We start from the raw sequence: 20,468 nt of genomic DNA, 5'->3' as shown, positions 1-20,468 counted from the left end.
GGCGACTCTTCGTCGGTCGCGTGCCTGTATCCGGCAGTCACCCCTAGGCCGCACGGCGACGCGTTGGCAGCTTCAGGCCCACAGCACCTCTTCCGGCTTACGGGCGCTGACCTGCTCCTCGTAGGTGGAGTCCACATGCTCTAGCAGCGTGTCTACCGTCGAGTAGCCCGACGCGAGCTGCAGCTTGGTCACCTGATCGGCCAAGCCGGCGCCGTTGAGGAGCAACACCGGGTACTGGTCCTCGTACACCTCGCGTTGCACGGCCTCAGAGAAGAAGGAGGTAGTGACGTACGCGCCGACCCAGCCGCGACGGAGCCGCGCCACCGTCCGCGCGATGTGTACCCCGCCCGTGGCCGAGTCGATGCGCTCACACTTAGCCTGCCCAAGCACCACCAGCTTGGTGCGTGACAAACCGTCTCCGATGTCGATCCGGCCCACGAAGTCGAGCCCGCCGTCGCCGGTGCCCCGCGTCAGCCACCCGCGGTGATAGGCAGTACCCGTCTCCTTCACCATCGACTCGCACGCCAAACTGGCGAGTGCCTCGAAGCGGTGCTTGCGCGCGTCGTAAAAGGAGTAAATCTTCTCGAGCACCTTGCGCTTGTCCGAATCGACCGGCGCGACCTGAGCCTTCTTCGACAGGATGTGATATCGGGCCACGCGACGCCGGAGGCGCTCGATCTCGGAGCTTCCGTACTTGACCCAATCCAGCCAGGATTTCGGCGCCATGGCGTTGGCGTGGATGGAAGCAATGCTTTTGTCGCGACGGTCGCGAATCCACATCATCGCCACGCTTTCGTCTTCTTCAGTGAGCGAAAGCACAGCGAGGTCGAAGAGGTAGTTTGTGAAGAATCCGCCGTTCTTCTCGGCGTACTGCGTCACGCGGCGCGCCCCGGTGATCAGAGCGAGTCCAGCGAACTCCTTGTAGCCCTTCTTCGAGGACCGGAAGAGGAGGATCGGCGCAGCCAGTCGGCGCTTCGCGAGTTCCGGCGACGTGTGCAGCTCGAACTGCCGCAACAAGGTGCGGTTCCCCAGCGACGTGCCCGGATCGACATCGGGCGTCTTGTTGTCGCCGAAGTAGCGCGCGAATCCTTCGTCAGGTGCGATCGTGTCGTGCCACGGATTCTCGACGGACCCGAGCTTGTTCTCGTTGCTCGACAGCAGAATCGCGGCGACGCGAACACCATCGGCTGCCAGCGTGGGGGCAGGCGCATTGATCCCGCGCTCCAGTTGGAGCGACGGAAGACCGTCCATCGACACGACGTAGTGGAAGTTCGGCAGACCATCCATCAGCTCGAGCTGCGGGTTGCTGGCCCGCGGGTACCGGTACAAGTGCCCCATTCGGAAACGCTTCAAGACCGACCCTCCCCATGAGCTACCTGGGAGTATCTACCAGTCCCAGTGGGCGGCGTTCCGATGCAAGGGCCGTGCTCCGCCAAGCGGCTGGCGCGGCTACTTAGACATTTTCCTAGGGGTTGGGGGACCGACTCCCGTCACGCCCGGCGTAATGGATGGTGTTAGCTTCGCGATTCGCGCGAAGGGCTTAGGGGAGTCCGATGCTGTCCATCATTCGCGGCGCCGTGTTCGGCGCCCTGGCCTTGGGGGCCAGCACCGCATCTGCTCACGGCGGGGGACTCAACGCCGAGGGCTGCCATAACGACCGCAAGCGCGGGGACTACCACTGCCATCGCGGCAGCGCGCCCGCGCGCAGCAGCTATGCGGCATCCGCCACACCGGCTGCGTCGCTCTCATCTACCGGCAACGCGCTGCGCTCGCTCAGTGATGCGCCCGCTGTCGGGGCATATCGCAACTGTTCACATGCGCGCGCGGCCGGTGCAGCCCCGGTACGGCGCGGCGAGCCGGGGTACGGCGCGCACCTGGATCGCGACGGCGACGGGATTGGATGCGAATAGATCCGATCGGTTCCGCGGAGGACCTTGGCCTGCACGGGCGGACTAGTCAGCAATGGAGGGGTTTTCGCGAGCTTTGGAACGAGCGCCGCCTTCAAGACGACTCGTGGCCAGAGTTCGCCGCGCGAACCTTTCTCGGGACCTACTTACCACCTCATTAAGGCCGCTACTGAGATGCGACCCGGAGAGCACCACCGTTAGCTGGCGACTGCAGTGGCATGGCACGCGTCGAATCTTCATCTGAGCACACTCGGCATATTCATCACCTACCTGGGAATGTGTATCTCCACCGCCGGGGCCGGCTGGAGGGCCTTGAAGTTAGGTCACGGAGTGGTTCGCGAGTGGGCGTACGGCGCTGGCGCTTTCCTAGGCCTTCTCGCGGCGGCCAGCTTGACCCGAGACGATGCGATCGAGAGGGCCGCTAGCGAAGGCGACGCCTGGGTTACCAGAATCAGTAACGTCCGCACGCCGGTCGACCCCGGAGCCGTGACAAGTCCCCACTCACCTGCTAACGGTCAAAAATGACCTCAATTGCCACCCGACGATGAGCAACTACCTGCACAGCACTATTGAAGAAGTAGCAGTCCAACTGCTCGTAGCATTGGTGCTTCTGGCCCTAGGGCTCGCCGTCGGCCTGCCCCGCAGGCTTGCAGCCACCATAAGGGAGAAGCGCGGAAGCCTCATAGCGCGGATTCACGACTCGTCCGGATTTTTTGACCAGACGACAATAAGTCAGGCGCTGCGCTACTACGTTAGGCCCAAGTTTCAAAATGTGGATCCATCACGCGAGGCTGAGCCCATGCAAGCGCTTCTCTATGCTAGGGACGACTTGTTTGACCGCGTGCGAATGTTTGTCGAAAGTGCAGAGTCGGACGACCGCCACCTTTTTCTCTTTGCCGACTCTGGGATGGGCAAGACAACCTTTCTTATCAACTTCTTCGCTTGGGAACATCGCTTAATCCGACGCACAAGATGGAGGACACGATTAATTAGTCTGGCAAATCGCTCCGCGAATGAGCAGATCCGCGCCGTACCTCTTGCTGATCGGAAGACTACCAACCTCTTCCTCGACGCCTTGGACGAAGACCAATTGGCTATTGGACGCGTATCAAGCCGTATCAGTGAAATATTTGGCCTGACCGAAGGGTTTCGTCGAGTTGTAATCACCTGCAGGACACAGTTTTTCGAGAGCGACGATCAAATCCCGGAGAGCACGGGGGTGGCTAGAGTTGGCCCGACACCGGCCCGACGCTCGAAACATTACTCAGTTCGCAAGCTGTACCTCTCCCCATTCGACGAAACACAAGTAAAGCAGTTCCTTGTTAGGCGCTTCCCTGGTCTCCTGGGCATGCAGCAGCGGCGACGCGCGAGGGAATTGGTTAAACGCGTGCCATCGCTCAGTGTGCGGCCAATGCTGCTCGCACACATGCCGGATCTGCTCGATACGACTATCAAGCTAGATCGCACGATAGATGTATATGAGGCAATGATCGAAGCATGGGCTATGCGAGAACGCGATTGGATCGACCCCTCAACCTTAAGGCTGTTCTCAGCTCACCTCGCGATAGACCTGTTCTTCAACAAATCATCGAGAGGAGGCGAGTTTGCAAAACCTGAGGAAATAACGAGGCTCGCGAATGCGTTAGGAATAACGGTGACCGACGATAGATTGACGGCGCGCTCATTGCTCAATCGCACATCAGAGGGAAACTATAAGTTTGCGCACCGCTCCATTCTGGAGTACCTCGTCGCTATCCAGCTGAAAGACCTCGGTGATGGCACCAGCGTGGACATTACCGATCAGATGGCGAATTTCCTACTTGAGGTCCTTGGATGCGAATCGCTCCAACGGAATGCGCTACTCGACAAAGTGAATTTTCATGTAGCACTGAATGCCCCCGAGAGGAGGCTTGGCTACCTCACAAACTTCAGCCTCTATCAGACCCACCTAGGAAACGAAGAGCCTGCGGCCTTGCATAGCGTCGGTGTTTCAGTTGGGGGCGCACGGCCCACGCCACTGTCTATTCTCATTAGACGCATGGTGGAACGGTCCTTTAGAACGGAAATGAAAAGCATTAGAAGTATGCGCATTCACGCCGAAATGACAGAGAAGGACGGCCCCGCCAAGGTTTATATCTCAGTGTGGGTGAACAGTTATGGGGTTTTGTGCGAGGGCACGTCCGCCGATATCGTCTCGCTGATAAGAAAGCACGGAAAGCCTGCAGAACTAAATGGACTTTGCTTCTCGGCGGAAAACGCTGGCCACAAAGATTCTATTGAAGATCTTCCTTGGTCCGTTCACAGTCGGATAGATCTCAGGCAGTTCCCTTTCGATGAGGCTGAGATGCCCCAGGAGGAGCCCCCGCTGTTGGATAACCCCTCGGTGGGTGTCGTCTACGACGCCAAGCAAAACAGGATGTCCTTCACTCTTATTGAGGGCGTATCACGAACGCCTGACGAGTTAGGCACTTTCGCAAGGTTTGGGATATTTGGACCGGTAAAGCCCATGGACACGCATGGCGAGATGACAACAGTGGGTCCCGTGCGGATCGGCCACTTCGGATCTAGCGCGGGTTGGTAATTCTTAGAGTACCGACAGCAGTCGCGAGAACTTGGCGCTGGTAGCCAATGCACCCTCGAGTTCAGGCGCGAGGTGGCGTTTCGCCGGCTCGCACTCGCGCGAGGTGAAACCAATCGAGGATTCGCCTCGCCTCCTCCAGAGCTACCAAGACAGATTGCACCTGGCCTTCCAATTTTTTGCTGGAATCCAGCGCCGGAACAATTAAGCGAATGGCGCCTGACTTCGTTGCCTTGACGATCTGCATGTCGGGTTCAAGTTGCGCTTCGTACCGCGCGTGAAGTTCATTGAGGCGTTCGCCCATCGCCGGAAACTGAAGGTCTACATAGCCACGATTGACTTTGTGGCAGATGGACATGCCCTTGGGCAGTGATGGCGGACGGAACCAGATGAATCCCGCACCCGCTGGCTTACTACGGGGCTCCGGCATTTCGAGCTCGGGAGCATGCTTTCTCGCCAGCTTCCAGTAGTCGTGCCAGAAGTCACTTGTGATGTCATCTAGATCAGGCTGGTATCCCAGCGTGCCCTTGGCGATCGCCGACCGAAGAAGGGAAACCTTGTAATTCCGGCGCTCACCAAGCTCATCAGCTTTGATGTACCAGTCGAGCAAATCTTCGTAAGCAATGCGGGCATCGAAACCCTTACTGCCTTGCGTTTCGCCAAAGTATCTTCCCGGCGCCACGATCACCGTGGCGAACACCTCGCAACTTCCAGACGACACGTAGCTTGCGCCCCGCACGCGATAGCGAGCTGCTTGGTCGGGCTGAAGGCCCGCTCCGACCTTGTTCTCGACCATGAGCCGCATACGTCTGCCTTCGGCGTCGACGAACGAGACTTCCAGGTCGGATTCGCCGGAGGAATGCGTCACTGAGCGCTTGGCTCCGACATAGGTCGCCGAACTGGCCGCCCCCTGCAATGCGCGCTCCAAGAACCAACTGCGAAACCCGGGCGAAGCGTGGAATTCCTCCAACAACAGTAGATCGATATCGCGCTCGCACACTCCGGCAATCTGGACACGATCGTTCACGCACCCTCCATATGCGGAAAGGGTGGCTCGAGGCCACCCTTCCACTAAATGCGCCTAGCCAGGTACTTGCTCAAACCCCAATCGGATTCGGCTTCTCCGAATCGATCTTGTACTGCTTGACCGCCCGCGCCACGTCCTTCGCCGTCATCTTGCCGTCCGCCGCCAGCGCCGCGATGGCGGCGTGGGCGATGTGGAAGCGGTCGACTTCGAAGTGGCGGCGCAGGTTGGCGCGGGTGTCGGAGCGGCCGAATCCGTCGGTGCCGAGCACGGTGTAGCGCATCGGCACGAACTCGCGGATCTGGTCGGCGTAGACGCGGATGTAGTCGGTTGCGGCGATCGCCGGGCCCTGGCGGCCGTCGAGCAGGCTGGTCACGTACGGGACGCGCGGCGTGGCTTCGGGGTTGCGGCGGTTGTGGCGGATGGCGTCGCTGCCGTCGCGGGCCAGCTCGTTGAAGCTGGGGCACGACCAGATATCGCTGGTCACCCCGAAGTCCTTGTCGAGCAGTTCGGCCGCGGCGATGGCCTCGCGCAGGATGGTGCCGCTGCCGAGCAGCTGCACGCGCAGCTCGCCCTTCTTCGGCTTGCCGGCGTCCTCCAGCAGGTACATGCCCTTGATGATCCCGTCGGCACTGCCCTCGGGCATGTCCGGATGGGTGTAGTTCTCGTTCATCAGGGTGACGTAGTAGTACTCGTCGCGCTGCTCGGTGAGCATGCGCTGCATGCCGTACTGCAGGATCGTCACGACCTCGTAGCTGAAGGTCGGGTCGTAGCTGCGGCAGTTCGGGATCAGCCCGGCCTGGACCATGCCGTGGCCGTCCTCGTGCTGCAGGCCTTCGCCGTTGAGGGTGGTGCGGCCGGCGGTGGCGCCGAGCAGGAAGCCGCGCGCGCGCATGTCCGCCGCCTGCCACGCGCTGTCGCCGATGCGCTGGAAGCCGAACATCGAGTAGTAGATGTAGAACGGCAGCATCTGCAGGTCGTTGGTGCTGTAGCTGGTCGCGCAGGCCAGCCACGACGAGAACGCACCGGCCTCGGTGATGCCCTCTTCCAGCACCTGGCCGGCGGTGTCCTCGCGGTAGTACATCAGCTGGTCGCGGTCGACCGGCTTGTACTTCTGCCCGTGCGGCGAGTAGATGCCGATCTGGCGGAACAGGCCCTCCATGCCGAACGTGCGCGCCTCGTCGGCGACGATCGGCACGCAGCGCGGGCCGACGGCCTTGTCGCGCAGGGTCATGTTGAGCATCTGCACGAATGCCATCGTGGTGGAGATCTCGCGCTCGCCGGTGGACTTCAGCAGGCGGTCGTAGGTCTCCAGCGGCGGCACGGCGAGCGACTCGGCGCTCTTGCGGCGGCGCTGCGGCAGGAAGCCGCCGAGCGCGCGGCGGCGCTCGACGAGGTACTCGACCTCGGGCGATTTCTCGCCCGGGTGGAAGAACGGGATCTGGCCGTCGGCGAGCTGGGCGTCGGTGACCGGGATGTTGAAGCGGTCGCGGAACGCCTTGACGTCCTCGTCGTCCATCTTCTTGGTGCCGTGGGTCGGGTTCAGCGCCTCGCCGGCCTTGCCCATGCCGTAGCCCTTGACCGTCTTGGCCAGGATCACGGTCGGCCGGCCGGTGGTGTGCACCGCCTCGTGGTACGCGGCGTAGACCTTGTGCGGGTCGTGGCCGCCGCGGTTGAGGCGCCAGATGTCGTCGTCGCTGAGGTTGGCGACCAGCTGGGCCGTCTCCGGGTACTTGCCGAAGAAGTTGTCGCGCGTGTACTTGCCGCCGAACGCCTTGCAGTTCTGGTACTCGCCGTCGACGGTTTCCATCATCAGCTGGCGCAGGCGGCCGCTGGTGTCGCGCGCCAGCAGCGGGTCCCAGTAGCTGCCCCAGATGGTCTTGATGACGTTCCAGCCGGCGCCGCGGAACTGGCCCTCGAGCTCCTGGATGATCTTGCCGTTGCCGCGCACCGGGCCGTCGAGGCGCTGCAGGTTGCAGTTGACGACGAACACCAGATTGTCGAGGCCCTCCCGACCGGCAACGGAAATCGCGCCGAGCGATTCGGGCTCGTCGGTCTCGCCGTCGCCGAGGAACGCCCACACCTTGCGGTCGGTCTTGGGCAGCAGGCCGCGGCCTTCGAGGTACTTCCAGTTGCGCGCCTGGTAGATCGCGGCGATCGGGCCCAGGCCCATCGACACGGTCGGCACCTGCCAGTAGTCCGGCATCAGCCACGGGTGCGGGTACGACGACACGCCGCGGCCGTCGACCTCCATGCGGAAGTGGTCGAGCTGCGACTCGCTGATGCGGCCCTCGAGGAAGCTGCGTGCGTAGATGCCCGGCGAGCTGTGGCCCTGGATGCCGATCAGGTCGCCCGGGTGGTCGCCTTCCGGGCCGCGCCAGAAGTGGTTGAAGCCGACGTCATACAGGGTGGCCGCCGAGCCGAAGCTGGCGATGTGGCCGCCGAGGTCGCCGGGCTTGCGGTTGGCGCGCACGACCATTGCCATCGCGTTCCAGCGGATGATCGAACGGATCCGCCACTCCATCGCCGCGTCGCCGGGGCTCTTGGCCTCCAGGTGCGGCGGGATGGTGTTGATGTACTCGGTGGTCGGGTGGAACGGCAGGTGCGCGCCGGCGCGGCGGGTGACCTCGACCATGCCCTCGAGCAGCTGGTGGGCGCGCTCGGCGCCGTCGCGCTCGATGACCGCCTGGACCGACTCGATCCACTCGCGGGTCTCGGTCGGATCGGGGTCGTTCTGCAGCAGCTCATTCAACAGGGTGTCGTTCATGCGGTCCTCGCGGCGGCCCGGCCGGCGGGGCGGGGCGTCGTGCGTCGTGGGGGATGCGTCGTGCGTGTTTAGAGTCCGGATTCTAACAGTGGGGCGAGACGCGCCGGCCGGGCACGGGAGCGGCTGAATACGTAAACATCGCGGGCCGCGCAGGCCGCCGCCGGGGCCGCGCCGCGCTCCCGTGAGGGCTGCGTGAATCGGGCATTCACGCCCGCCTGCGTACCGTCGTGCGCGTTTCGCCCGATGTCCGGCTCCCGCGCGTCCCCCTGCGTGCCCGTCCCGTCCAGTCGCGGCCTGCGTCCTCGTCGCTCTCGGGTTGGTTGATGGCTTTTCTGTCCTGGCGGTTCCCAGCGCTGGTGTTGCTCATCGCGGCGATCGTCGTGGTGCCGTTCCTGTACGCGCAGCGCTCGGTGAACGCGAGCGCCGCGGCCGGCGACCTGGTCAAGCACACCCTGCGCGTCGAGGCCGCCGCCCAGCGCATGGTGGCCGCGTCGCGCGATTTCGAATCGGCCGCGCTGACCGCGCTGATGGGCGCGACCACGCCGGTGATCGAGAAGCGCCTGGCCACCGGCCGCCCGCGCGCGGAGGCGGCGCTCGACGAGCTCGAAGGCCTGACCCGCGACAACCCGAAGCAGCAGGTCCGGATCGGCGAGCTGCGCACGATGCTGCGCCAGCGCTTCGACGCGGTCGAACGGCTGCGCGCCGCGCCGCCCGGCGCGCGCAGCACGCTGCTGGCACAGCTGGTGGCGCGCTTCCCGGTGCTGGACATGGCCCAGGGGATCATCGAGGAAGAGGAGCGCAACCTGGTGGCGCGCGAGGCGCGCGAGCAGGTGATCGTCGCCCGCGCCGACCGCATCGCGTGGCTGGCGATGCTGGCCCAGCTGCTGCTGCTCGGCCTGCTGGCCGCGGCGCTGGCGAAGATGACCCGCCAGCGCGGCGACGCCGAGCAGGGCGTGCGCCGCGCCGACCAGCGCGCGCGCCAGATCCTCGACACCGTGCGCGAGCCGATCGCGGTGATCGACCGCTCGCTGCGGGTGGTGCAGCACAACGCCGCGTTCGCCGAGCTGTACGGCTTCGACGCCGGCGCCGGCGGCGCGCGGCTGGCCGACGCCGGCGACGGCGCGTGGAGCAACGAGGAGACGCTGCGCCGGATCGGCGACGTCGCCCTGCGCGGCCGCGAGCTGTGGGACTACGAGCAGCGCCAGCGCACCGCCGACGGCGTCGAACGGACCATGCTGATCAACGCCGCGCGCATGTCGATCGACGACGCCGACACCGCCGACGCCGAGGGCCTGGTGCTGCTGACCGCCAGCGACGTCAGCGCGCAGAAGGCCAGCGAACGCGAGATCCGCGAGCTCAACCGCCAGCTCGAGGGCAAGGTCGAGCAGGTGTCCGACGTCAACCGCGAGCTCGAGGCCTTCAGCTACTCGGTCTCGCACGACCTGCGTGCCCCGCTGCGCCACATCGCCGGCTTCGCCGACAAGCTGCGCCGCCACCTCGGCGAGCGCATGGACGACAAGAGCGAGCACTACCTGTCGGTGATCGGCACCTCGGCCAAGCGCATGTCGCAGCTGATCGACGACCTGCTCGTGTACTCGCGCCTGGGCCGCAGCGGCCTGCGCCTGCAGCCGGTCGACTTCCAGACCGTGGTGGCCGACAAGCGCGCGCTGCTCGACGCCAACGCCGAGCAGGAGTACCCGGGCCACCGGATCGAATGGCGCATCGCGCCGCTGCCGGTCGTGGTCGGCGACGAGAACATGCTGCGCCAGGTGTGGCTGAACCTGCTCGGCAACGCGGTCAAGTACAGCAGCAAGTCCGAGCCGGCGCAGATCGAGGTGCGCTACCTGCGCGAGGCCGACGGCACCCACCGCTTCGAGGTCGCCGACAACGGCGTCGGCTTCGACATGAACTACGCGGGCAAGCTGTTCGGCGTGTTCCAGCGCCTGCACGGCGCGAGCGAGTTCGAAGGCACCGGCATCGGCCTGGCCAGCGTGCGCCGCGTGCTGGCACGCCACGGCGGCCGCATCTGGGCCGAGTCCGAACCCGGCCGCGGCGCGCGTTTCTTCTTTACCCTCCCACCGTCCACGGACGCCCCGCTTTCCCCGGAGTTCAGCGCATGACCCAGATCCGCAGCATCCTGTTGGCCGAAGACAGCCCGGCCGACGCCGAAATGGCGATCGACGCGCTGCGCGAGGCCAACCTCGTCAATCCGATCATCCACGTCAACGACGGCGCCGAGGCGATGGACTATCTGTACGCCCGCGGCGCGTACGAGGGCCGTACCGGCGGCGAGCCGGCGGTGCTGCTGCTGGACATCAAGATGCCGCGCATGGACGGGCTGGAGGTGCTGCAGCAGCTGCGCACCGACGAGCGCCTGCGCCGGATCCCGGTGGTGATGCTGACGTCCTCGCGCGAGGAGAGCGACCTGGCCCGAAGCTGGGACCTGGGCGTCAACGCGTACGTGGTCAAGCCGGTCGACGTCGACCAGTTCTTCCTGGCGGTCAAGACGCTCGGCAAGTTCTGGGCGGTGTTCAACGAAGTCCCGCCGGAAGCCTGACGGATGTCGGCCGACAAGCCGCTGCGGGTGCTGGTCGTCGATGATTCCGACGACGACGCCGAGCTGGTGAAGTTCGCGCTGGTCGACGGCGGCGTCGCCGCCGAGTGCGTACGCGTGTTCGACGAGGCCGGCCTGCGCCAGGCGCTGGCGGAGTTCCAGCCGCAGGTGGTGGTCTCGGACATCAACATCCCCGGTTTCGACGGCGAGCGCGCGCTGCGCCTGACCGGCGAGCTGGCGCCGGGCACCCGCACGGTGTGCATGACCGGCTCGCTGCTGCACAACCAGTGCCCGCCGGAGGCCGACGCGATGGTGCTGAAGGACCAGTTCGACCGGCTGCCGGGCCTGCTGCGCGACTGGTTCGACTGACCGGCGCTATCCTGCCGGCAGCCTCCGCGGAGCCGGCCATGGACGCAAGCGCGACGGACCCTGCTGCTGCCCTGCCCGTGCGCCCGCCCGCGCCGGCGCGGGTGCCGTGGCGCCACAGCCTGCGCACGCGGCTGATGCTGTGGTCGATGCTGACCAGCACGGTGCTGCTGGTGCTGGTCGCCGCGCTGTTCTACGCCGCGATCCGGGTGGCGATGATCGAGAACGCCGAGGACGAGGTCCGCAGCCTGGCCGCGCAGACCTCGCGCAGCCTCGCGGCGACGATGGACTCGGTGCAGGTCAGCGGCCGCACGCTGGCCGCCAGCGCGTCGGGGGTCGGGCGCGAACCGTTCAACCTGCGCTCGCTGCTGATGGCGGTGCTGCTGGCCGACCCGGACATCGCCGGGGCGATGCTGATCATCGAGCCGGGCAAGCTCGCGGCGGACGACCCGGGCTTCACCTGGTACATCCGCCGCGACGGCGCCGGCTACGCCGAAAGCAGCGTCGAGGGGCTCGGCTACGACGACTACCGGCGCATGCCGTGGTACGTGCGCACCGCGACCACGCGCGCGCCGTGGTGGTCGGAGCCGTACGCGAACGCGGCCACCGCCAACCGCTGGTTCACCACCTACAACCTGCCGCTGCGCCGGCCCGGCGACCGCGACGACGCGCCGGCGATCGGCATGGTCAGCGTCGACGTACCGGTCGACCGGCTGCGCACGATCATCCAGCGCGACGCCGGCCGCGCCGGCATGGAGTCGTGGCTGGTGTCGCCGGAGGGGCGGCTGGTCGCGCACCCGGACCCGGCGCTGGCGCTGAAGGCGTCGGTCGCGGAGCTGGTCGCGCGGCACGGGCGCGCCGACCTGGTCCCGATCGCCGACGCGCTGGCGCGGCGGATGCCGGCCGAACTGGTGCACGACGCGCCGGTCGGCGGGCGCCGGTTCTCGGTCGCCACGCCGGTCGGCCACGGCGGCTGGGGCCACGTGCTGTCGGTGTCGGAGTCGCGGATCCTCGCCAACCTCGGCCGCGCGACGCTGCTGGTGGTGCTCGGCGGGCTGCTCGGGGTGGTGCTGAGCGTGTGGGCGATCCGCCACTACTCGCGCGCGATCGCCCGTCCGATCGAGGACCTGACCGACTCGGCCGGGCACTTCGCCGCCGGCGAGTTCGAGTACCCGCTCGGCCACGTCGCGCGCAGCGACGAGGTCGGCGTGATGGCGCGCGCGTTCGACAACGCGCGCGGCTCGATCAAGCGCCAGATCCACGAGATCGCGCAGATGAGCGCGGCGCGGCAGCGGCTCGAGAGCGAGCTGTCGATCGCCCGCGACATCCAGCTGGCGATGCTGCCGCCCGGCCGCGCGCTCGCCGTCGACGGCGCGCGGCTCGACGCGCAGGCGCAGCTGGAGCCGGCCAAGGCGGTCGGCGGCGACTTCTACACGTTCTTCGAGCGCCCGGCCGGCACGCTGTGGTTCGTGATCGGCGATGTGTCCGACAAGGGCGTGCCGGCGGCGCTGTTCATGGCCCGCGCGGTGACCGTGCTGGAAACCGCGGCGCGGCTGCGCGGCGCGCCGGACGCCGCGCTGGTCGAGGCTTCGCAGCGGCTGGTCGAAGGCAACGACACGTGCATGTTCGCGACCGTGCTGTGCGGCGTGGTCGACGTCGCGACCGGCGAGCTGGTCATGGCCAGCGCCGGACACGAGCCGCCGGTGCGCCTGCACGCCGACGGCCGCCGCGAGCTGCTGCCGGTCGAGTCCGGGCCGCCGCTGGGGTTCGAGCCGATCGCCGCGTTCGACTGCTGGCGCGGGCGGCTGGAGCCCGGCGACGCGCTGCTGGCCTACACCGACGGCATCACCGAGGCGTTCGACGCCGGCAACCGGGCGTTCGGCGTCGAGCGCTTGCTCGCCGCGCTCGACCCCGGCGACGATGCGCAGGCGCTGTGCGCGCGACTGGTGGCGGCGGTGCACCGCTTCGCCGACGGCGCCCCGCAGTCGGACGACATCACCGTACTCGCGCTGCGCCGGACAGGAGGCTGAGCCGCGATGGAATTCAACGCCGAAGTTCCCGTCCGCCGCGACCAGGTCCACCACCTGCTGCGCAGCCTCAACGCCGCGATGATCGCCCAGGGCTACGACGACGCGCTGCGCGCCGACCTGTGCCTGATCGCCGAGGAGGTCGCGTGCAACGTGCTCGAGCACGGCGTGCCGGAGCACGGCGGGCAGGAGCACGGTGGCCTGGAGCACAGTGCCGCGGCACACAGTGGGTCGAAGCCGGCCGACGACGACGCGCACTGGCTGCGCGTCGGCATCGTCCGCGACGGCCCGCGGCTGCACATCGAGTTCCGCGACACCGGCCTGGCCTACGACCCGCTGGCGTGCCCGCCGCCGGACCTCGACGCCGACATCGGCGAGCGGCCGATCGGCGGCCTCGGCGTGTACCTCGTGCAGGCGCTGGCCGAGGACGTGCGATACGCCCGCGAGGAGCCGCACAACGTGCTGCGGCTCGTGGTGCGGCTGCCCGACCCCGGTTCCTGACCCCGACCCCGTTCCGAGCGCCGATGGCCGCATCGGCGCGCACGCCCCCCCACGACGGAGAGCCCCACGATGGACCTGACGATCCGCATCGACCCGCCCACCGCCGGCAGCCAGCGCGTCGCGCTCGGCGGGCGGCTCGACACGCACTCCTACGCCGAGCTCGACCAGCAGCTCGCCCCGCTGCTCGCGTCGACGGTGCCGTCGCTGGTGCTGGACCTGGCCGGGCTCGAGTACATCAGCTCGGCCGGCATCCGCTCGATCTTCCGCGCGCGCAAGGCGCTGGCCGCGCGCGGCGGCAAGGTGCTGGTGGTCAACCCGCAGCCGCAGATCCAGAAGGTGTTCGACGTGGTCAAGGCGGTGCCGTTGAACGAGATCTTCACCAGCGTCGCCGAGGCCGACGCCTACCTCGACGCGATGCAGCGCAAGGTGCTGTCGGGCGACGACGAGGACAGCGAGTTCAACTGAGCGCCGCCCGGCCCGCCACGCGATCGCGCGCGCGGGCCGACGGACACGCCGGTCAGCCGCGGCGTTCGCCGGCGTCGCGGGCGGCGCGGATCTGCGCGTCGACGGCGGCGATCGCGGTCATGTTGACGACGCGGCGCGGGGTCGAGGCCGGGGTCAGGATGTGCGCCGGCTTGTCGAGGCCCATCAGGATCGGGCCGATCGCGACGCCGTCGGTCATCACCCGGATCATGTTGTAGGTGATGTTGGCCGCGTCGAGGTTCGGCATCACGAACAGGTTCGCGCGGCCGGTCAGCGTGGTGTTCGGGAAGATGCGCTGGCGCAGCTCGGCGTCCCACGCGGTGTCGGCCATCATCTCGCCGTCGATCTCCAACTTCGGCATGCGCTGCCGGATCAGCTGGTAGGCGCGGCGCATCTTCGCCGCCGACGGGTTGTCGTGGCTGCCGAAGTTGCTGTGCGACAGCAGCGCGACCTTCGGCTCGATGCCGAACAGCTTGAGCCGGTAGCTGGCCTGCAGCGTCGCCTCGGCGATCTGCTCGGCGCTGGGGTCGACCTGCACGTGGGTGTCGAGGAAGAACCACACGCCCTGGTCGTTGATCACGCCGGTCATCGCCGCCGTGCCGGTCACGCCCTTGTCGAAGTCGAACACGCTGCGCAGGTAGCCGAGCTTCTTGTGGAAGCGCCCGACCAGCCCGCAGATCATCGCGTCGGCTTCGCCGCGCTCGACCATCAGCGCGGCGATCAGCGTCGGCCGCGAGCGCAGCAGGTTCTTGGCCGCTGCCGGCGACACGCCGCGGCGTTCGGTCAGCGCGTGGTACTGCTGCCAGTAGTCGTTGAAGCGCGGGTCGTCGTTGATGTTGGTCAGCTCGAAATCCACGCCGGCGCGCATGCGCAGGCCGAGCCGCGCGATGCGCGTCTCGATCACGTCCGGGCGGCCGATCAGGATCGGGTAGGCGAGCTTTTCGTCGACCACGGTCTGCACCGCGCGCAGCACCGTTTCCTCTTCGCCCTCGGCGTAGACCACGCGCTTGAGGTCGCCGCGCGCGCGGTCGTACACCGGCTTCATCAGCAGGCTGGTGCGGTAGATGTACTGGCTGAGCTTCTCGACGTACGCGCGCATGTCCGTGATGGGGCGCGTGGCGATGCCCGACTCCATCGCCGCCTTCGCGACGGCCGGCGCCAGCATCACCAGCAGGCGCGGGTCGAACGGGCGCGGGATCAGGTACTCGGCGCCGAAGCTGGGGATCTCCTCGCCATAGGCGGCGGCGAGGTCGCCGGCTTCCATGCGCGCCAGCTGCGCGATCGCGCGCACGCAGGCGAGCTTCATCGCCTCGTTGATCGTGGTCGCGCCGACGTCGAGCGCGCCGCGGAAGATGTACGGGAAGCACAGCGCGTTGTTGACCTGGTTCGGGTAGTCCGAACGGCCGGTCGCGACGATGCAGTCCGGGCGGACCTTCTTCGCGTCTTCCGGCAGGATCTCCGGGTACGGGTTGGCCAGCGCGAGGATGATCGGCCGGTCGGCCATCGTCGCGACCATCTCCGGCTTCAGCACGCCTCCGGCGGACAGGCCGAGGAAGATGTCGGCGCCGGCGACGATGTCGGCCAGCGTGCGCTTGTCGGTGTCGCGCGCGTAGCGCGCCTTGTCGGGGTCGAGGTTCGGCCGGCCCGTGTACAGCACGCCGTCGCGGTCGACCGCGAGGATGTTCTCCGGCTTCATGCCGAGCGCGACCAGCATGTCCAGGCACGCGATGCCGGCGGCGCCGGCGCCGGCGGTGGCCAGCACCACGTCCTCGATCTTCTTGCCGACCACTTCGAGCGCGTTGTAGATCGCCGCACCGACGATGATCGCGGTGCCGTGCTGGTCGTCGTGGAACACCGGGATCTTCATCCGCTCGCGCAGCTTGCGCTCGACGATGAAGCACTCCGGCGCCTTGATGTCCTCCAGGTTCACGCCGCCGAACGTCGGCTCGAGGCTGGCGATGATCTCGACCAGCTTGTCCGGGTCCTTCTCGTCGATCTCGATGTCGAACACGTCGATGCCGGCGAACTTCTGGAACAGCACGCCCTTGCCTTCCATCACCGGCTTGCCGGCGAGCGGGCCGATGTCGCCCAGGCCGAGCACCGCGGTGCCGTTGGAGATCACCGCGACCAGGTTGCCGCGCGCGGTGTAGTCGAACGCGGTGGTCGGATCGGCGACGATCGCCTCGCACGCGTAGGCCACGCCGGGCGAGTACGCGAGCGCGAGGTCGCGCTGGGTGACCATCGGCTTGGTGGCGGTGACCCGGATCTTCCCGGGGGGCGACAGCCGGTGGTAGTCGAGCGCGGCTTGCTTGAAATCGTCGTGGCTGTTGGACATTGCGGCGTCGGCGGCAGCGGGAGCCCGATTCTAGCGGCTGGGGGCGGCGAAAGCCCCCGCGTCGCGGCGGCGCAGGCGGCACAGGTCGCGAATCCGCAAATGCGCCGCGCGCACGTGGGCCGCGCCCGGCGCCCGGCCGCCGCTACAGGCCGAGCACCAGGTCGTCGGCGTCGACCTGGTCGAGCCGGATCTTGTTCGCGAACAGCGAGAACGCCAGCAGCCCGGCCAGCCCGTTGGCGCGCTGCATCCACGGCGGCAGGTAGCGTGGGGCGACGATCGCGCCGTCGGCGAACGCGCTTTCCAGCGAGAACACGTCCTCGAGCGCCAGCTTGCCGGCGAACAGCTGCCGCGCCATCGCCAGCTTGTGGTGGCGCAGGCACCAGCGGAAGAACGTGTGCACGCTGAGCAGCCCGCGCAGGTACACGGTGTCCTTGGTGAACGCCGCGCCGCCGCCGAGCGGCACGCCGCGGAAGATCCGCTGCGCCGACGCGAAGCTCTCCGCCGGCGGCTGGCCGGCCTCGAGGAAGAAGCGGAACACCTCGACGAAGTCGGCGCCGTGGATCGCCTTGTCGATCGCGACGATGCGCAGGCTGATCCGCTTCATCCGCTCGATGTCCATCGAGCCGGAGATCAGCTCGGCGAACGTCGCCAGCCCTTCCTGGGTCGCGGTGGTGCGCGGCGACCCGCGCGCCATCGACTGCAGGTGCGGCTGCTCGCGGCCGTTGAGGCCGGTCAGCGTGTGCACGAAGGCCTCGTGCACCAGCAGCTGGTTGCGGTCGTACTCGGAAAAGCCGGTGTTGGTGCGCAGCCGGATCCGCGTCGCGCTGGCGGCGGCCTTGGCGATCAGCGTGTCGTCGAGCTCGACGCGCACGCTGTGGCCGGTGAACAGCGCGTCGATCGCCTGCTGCAGCTCGGCCTGCACGGTCTCGGCCGACATCACCGCGTCGGGCTCGACCTCGCGCAGCTCCTGGTCGAGTTCGTCGGCGAGGTTGACGAAGTGCAGCGCGGCCTCGAGGTGGGTTGGGCCGTCGCCGGGCAGCAGTTCGACCGGGCGGCCGAACAGCCGGGTCGAGTACGCGGTCACGCGGTGGCTGCCGGCGACGTCGAGCAGCCGGGTCGCGATCCGCCAGCTCTCGGCGGTCTGCTGCAGGTAGCGGCCGAGCGGGTCGTCCGGGTCGGCGCCGGCGCCGACCGCGTCGAGCTCGGCGCGGACCTCGGTGTAGTCGCGCTTGGCGTACTCGATCACCGGCAGGTGGATGCGCCCGATCCGCCACGCGGCGAGGAACTCCTCCTGCACCCGCGCCGGCCAGCTGACCGCCTCGAGCAGGCGGATGCCGCGCACCGCGGCGACGAGCCGCGCATCGAGCGCGGCGTGGTGGGCGAGCGAGCGCGCCGACGCGGCGTCAGTGCCGCCCATATTTTTCGTCGAGGCGCTTGTTCAGCGCCTTGCCCTGCACCTTGGCCGCGGCGTTCTCGGCGCGGCGGCCGGCGAGCTTGCTGGCGGCGCCGGCGACTTCGGCGCTGAGCTTGACGTAGTGGGCGAAGCGCTCGGCCGACAGGGTGCCGGCCTCGATCGCCGCGCGCACCGCGCAGCCGGGCTCGCGGCCGTGCTGGCAGTCGCGGAACTTGCACTGCGCGGCGACGGCCTCGACGTCGCTGAAGTTCTCGGCGACGTCCTCCTCGCCGGTCGGCTTCAGCTCGCGCATGCCCGGCGTGTCGATCAGGCACGCGCCGGTCGGCAGCGGGATCAGCGCGCGGTGGGTGGTGGTGTGGCGGCCGCGCGCATCGGATTCGCGCACCGCGCCGGTCTTCATCTTCTCGGTGCCGAGCAGGGTGTTGGTCAGCGTCGACTTGCCGGCGCCGGAGCTGCCGACCAGCACCGCGGTGCTGCCGGCCGGCAGCCACGCGTGCAGCTGCGCCACGCTGGCCGCGTCCTTGGCGTTGACCGCGACGACCGCCACCGCGCCGCCGGCCAGGTCGGCCAGGGCCGCGCGCGTGGCCTCGACGTCCTCGGCCTGGTCGGCCTTGGTCAGCACCACGACCGGCTCGGCGCCGCCGCCGCGGACCAGCAGCAGGTAGCGCTCGATCCGGCGCGGGTTGAAGTCGGCGTCGAGCCCGCACACGACGAACACCGTATCGACGTTGGCCGCGATCACCTGCTGCTTGTAGTGCTCGCCGGCCGCGCCGCGCTTGATCGCGGTGCGCCGCGGCAGCAGCGAGACGATGCGGTAGGTGGCCGCGGTGTCGCCCTCGACCAGCACCCAGTCGCCGACCGCGGGCCGCTGCTCGGCCGGAAAGCGCGGCCGCTGCCACTCGGGCAACGACTCGACCCGCTCGGCGTGGTCGGCGGCCTCGGCGACCGCGTAGCCGCTGCGGTGCTGCTCGACCACGCGCGCCGGGCGCGCCTGCGGGTGGGCCGCGACGGCCTCGCGCCAGGCCGGCTCGGCCGGATCGCCGGCCGCGTCGATCCGCCAGCCGATGGCCTGCAGGGCGGCGGGGTCGCGGATCAACGGCGCGCGGCGGTCGGGGTCATGCCGCGATTCTAAGCGCGATGGCGGTCGCAGACGCCGCCGCCCGCGTCGCCGGCGCGCCCCGCCGCGGCTGCTTCGCTGGCGTCGTTGGGCTAGGCTGGCACTCCACCCCCGCCCCGCCTGCCCCGCATGTCCTCGACCCCGCTGAAATCGTCTGCGTTGAAGACGCGCGAACGCCTGTCCGAAGTCCGCTACGAGATCCGCGGCGAACTGGCCCGCCGCGCACGCGAGCTCGAGGCCCAGGGCCGCACCCTGATCAAGCTCAACATCGGCAATCCCGGCGCGTTCGGCTTCCGCGCCCCGGAGCACCTGCAGCGCGCGATCGCCGACCACATCGCCCACACCGACCCGTACACCCACCAGCAGGGCCTGCCGGCCGCGCGCGAGGCGATCGCCGGGTTCCACAAGCGCCGCGGCACGCCGAACGCCTCGCCCGAGCGCGTGTTCATCGGCAACGGTGTCAGCGAGCTGATCGACCTGAGCCTGCGCGCGCTGCTGAACCCGGGCGACGAGGTGCTGCTGCCGTCGCCGGACTACCCGCTGTGGTCGGCCGCAACGATCCTCAACGACGGCCGCCCGGTCTATTACCGCTGCCTGCCGGAGAACGGCTTCCTGCCGGACCCGGAGGAGATCGCGTCGCTGGTGTCGAGCCGCGCCCGCGCGATCGTGCTGATCAACCCGAACAACCCCACCGGCGCGGCCTACCCGCGCGAGCTGCTCGAGAAGATCGCGGCGATCGCCGCGCGCCACAAGCTGCTGCTGATGGCCGACGAGATCTACGACTCGATTCTGTACGACGACGCGACGTTCCAGCCGCTGGCCCCGCTCGCCGGCGACACGCCGTGCCTGTCGTTCGGCGGGCTGTCGAAGGTGCACCGCGCGTGCGGCTGGCGGGTCGGCTGGGCGGTGCTCAGCGGCGACCCGCTGGCCAGCGGCGACTTCCACCACGCGATGGACCTGCTCGGCGCGCTGCGCCTGTGCGCCAACGTGCCGGGCCAGTTCGCGATCGACGCCGCGCTCAACGGCGAGGACACCATCGCGCCGCTGTGCGCGCCGGGCGGGCGGCTGTTCGAGGCGCGGCGCGCGGTCGTCGACGCCGTCGCCGCCAGCCCGCACCTGCAGCTGGTGACGCCGGCCGGCGCGCTGTACGCGTTCCCCGGTGTGGTCGGCCCGGCCGCGCGCGGGTTCGACGACCACCGCTTCGCGCTGGAGCTGCTGGAGACCGAGGACGTGCTCGTCGTGCCCGGTTCGAGCTTCAACGTGCCGTACCGCAACCACTTCCGCGTGACCCTGCTGCCGCAGCCGGACGACATGCGCGAAGTGTTCGGCCGCATCGACCGCGTGCTCGACCGCTACGCGGCCGAGTCCGCGCGCGCGGCCGTGGCCTGAGCACGA

General features: G+C 68.2%; 15 protein-coding genes. 9 read left to right on the top strand and 6 right to left on the bottom strand.

All coding sequences use genetic code 11. The annotated features are described in order from the left end of the window. Nucleotides 1–72: 72 nt before the first annotated feature. On the bottom strand, nt 73–1,353 hold the full coding sequence (locus D3A60_RS12970) for a restriction endonuclease (protein ID WP_119719196.1): 1,281 nt from the start codon (nt 1,351–1,353) through the stop codon (nt 73–75). A gap of 200 nt (nt 1,354–1,553) precedes the next feature. On the opposite strand from D3A60_RS12970, the gene D3A60_RS12965 reads away from it, so the two are divergent. Continuing rightward, nucleotides 1,554–1,910 carry an excalibur calcium-binding domain-containing protein gene (locus tag D3A60_RS12965; protein WP_119719195.1) on the top strand — a complete coding sequence of 119 codons (357 nt, stop codon included), beginning with the start codon at nt 1,554–1,556 and terminating at the stop codon, nt 1,908–1,910. A 541-nt stretch (nt 1,911–2,451) separates the two neighbouring features. Further along, nucleotides 2,452–4,488 (top strand): NACHT domain-containing protein, encoded by a 2,037-nt coding sequence (locus D3A60_RS14570; protein WP_157981481.1) that lies wholly within the window; start codon nt 2,452–2,454, stop codon nt 4,486–4,488. A 61-nt stretch (nt 4,489–4,549) separates the two neighbouring features. Here the strand turns inward: D3A60_RS14570 and D3A60_RS14565 are convergent, their stop codons facing one another. Together D3A60_RS14565 and aceE are read right to left on the bottom strand one after the other, a co-directional pair. Beyond that, complete coding sequence (locus D3A60_RS14565) at nt 4,550–5,512, bottom strand: hypothetical protein (protein ID WP_157981480.1); 963 nt, start codon at nt 5,510–5,512, stop codon at nt 4,550–4,552. Between the two features lie 70 nt (nt 5,513–5,582). Beyond that, complete coding sequence (gene aceE / locus D3A60_RS12960; RefSeq protein WP_119719194.1) at nt 5,583–8,276, bottom strand: pyruvate dehydrogenase (acetyl-transferring), homodimeric type; 2,694 nt, start codon at nt 8,274–8,276, stop codon at nt 5,583–5,585. A 323-nt stretch (nt 8,277–8,599) separates the two neighbouring features. Here aceE and D3A60_RS12955 point away from each other — a divergent pair, with 323 nt between their 5' ends. The 6 genes from D3A60_RS12955 (at nt 8,600) to D3A60_RS12930 (ending at nt 14,189) form a co-directional block, all read left to right on the top strand. After that, the gene (locus tag D3A60_RS12955; protein WP_119719193.1) at nt 8,600–10,396 is read left to right on the top strand and encodes an ATP-binding protein; all 1,797 of its coding nucleotides are present in this window, start codon (nt 8,600–8,602) and stop codon (nt 10,394–10,396) included. Then, on the top strand, nt 10,393–10,833 hold the full coding sequence (locus D3A60_RS12950) for a response regulator (protein ID WP_119719192.1): 441 nt from the start codon (nt 10,393–10,395) through the stop codon (nt 10,831–10,833). The genes D3A60_RS12955 and D3A60_RS12950 overlap by 4 nt, the downstream gene beginning before the upstream one ends. 3 nt (nt 10,834–10,836) lie before the next feature. Next, nucleotides 10,837–11,199 carry a response regulator gene (locus D3A60_RS12945; RefSeq protein WP_119719191.1) on the top strand — a complete coding sequence of 121 codons (363 nt, stop codon included), beginning with the start codon at nt 10,837–10,839 and terminating at the stop codon, nt 11,197–11,199. Nucleotides 11,200–11,237: 38 nt separating this feature from the next. Then, nucleotides 11,238–13,226, top strand: a complete 1,989-nt coding sequence (locus D3A60_RS12940; protein WP_231120517.1) for a SpoIIE family protein phosphatase — start codon at nt 11,238–11,240, stop codon at nt 13,224–13,226. A gap of 6 nt (nt 13,227–13,232) precedes the next feature. Beyond that, nucleotides 13,233–13,724 (top strand): ATP-binding protein, encoded by a 492-nt coding sequence (locus D3A60_RS12935; protein WP_119719190.1) that lies wholly within the window; start codon nt 13,233–13,235, stop codon nt 13,722–13,724. Between the two features lie 69 nt (nt 13,725–13,793). Continuing rightward, nucleotides 13,794–14,189: an STAS domain-containing protein gene (locus tag D3A60_RS12930; RefSeq protein WP_119719189.1), complete on the top strand. Its 396-nt coding sequence runs from the start codon at nt 13,794–13,796 to the stop codon at nt 14,187–14,189. Between the two features lie 52 nt (nt 14,190–14,241). On the opposite strand, the gene D3A60_RS12925 is transcribed toward D3A60_RS12930, so the two are convergent. The 3 genes from D3A60_RS12925 to rsgA form a co-directional block, all read right to left on the bottom strand. Next, entirely contained in the window at nt 14,242–16,542 is a 2,301-nt protein-coding gene (locus D3A60_RS12925; RefSeq protein ID WP_119719188.1) for an NADP-dependent malic enzyme, read from the bottom strand. A gap of 142 nt (nt 16,543–16,684) precedes the next feature. Further along, a complete protein-coding gene (locus D3A60_RS12920; protein ID WP_119719187.1) occupies nt 16,685–17,959 on the bottom strand; it encodes a peptidase MATCAP family protein in 1,275 nt (424 codons plus the stop codon). After that, entirely contained in the window at nt 17,946–19,052 is a 1,107-nt protein-coding gene (gene rsgA, locus D3A60_RS12915; RefSeq protein ID WP_119719186.1) for a ribosome small subunit-dependent GTPase A, read from the bottom strand. The genes D3A60_RS12920 and rsgA overlap by 14 nt, the downstream gene beginning before the upstream one ends. Before the next feature lie 150 nt (nt 19,053–19,202). Between rsgA and D3A60_RS12910 the strand changes: the two genes are divergently transcribed. Next, a complete protein-coding gene (locus D3A60_RS12910; protein WP_119719185.1) occupies nt 19,203–20,462 on the top strand; it encodes a pyridoxal phosphate-dependent aminotransferase in 1,260 nt (419 codons plus the stop codon). The last annotated feature ends 6 nt before the right edge of the window (nt 20,463–20,468 follow it).

The organism is Cognatilysobacter tabacisoli, from assembly GCF_003586305.1.
GTDB lineage: Bacteria > Pseudomonadota > Gammaproteobacteria > Xanthomonadales > Xanthomonadaceae > Cognatilysobacter_A > Cognatilysobacter_A tabacisoli.
Note: the sequence above shows the minus strand (reverse complement) of the source record. Positions and strands in the feature narration are given on the sequence as shown.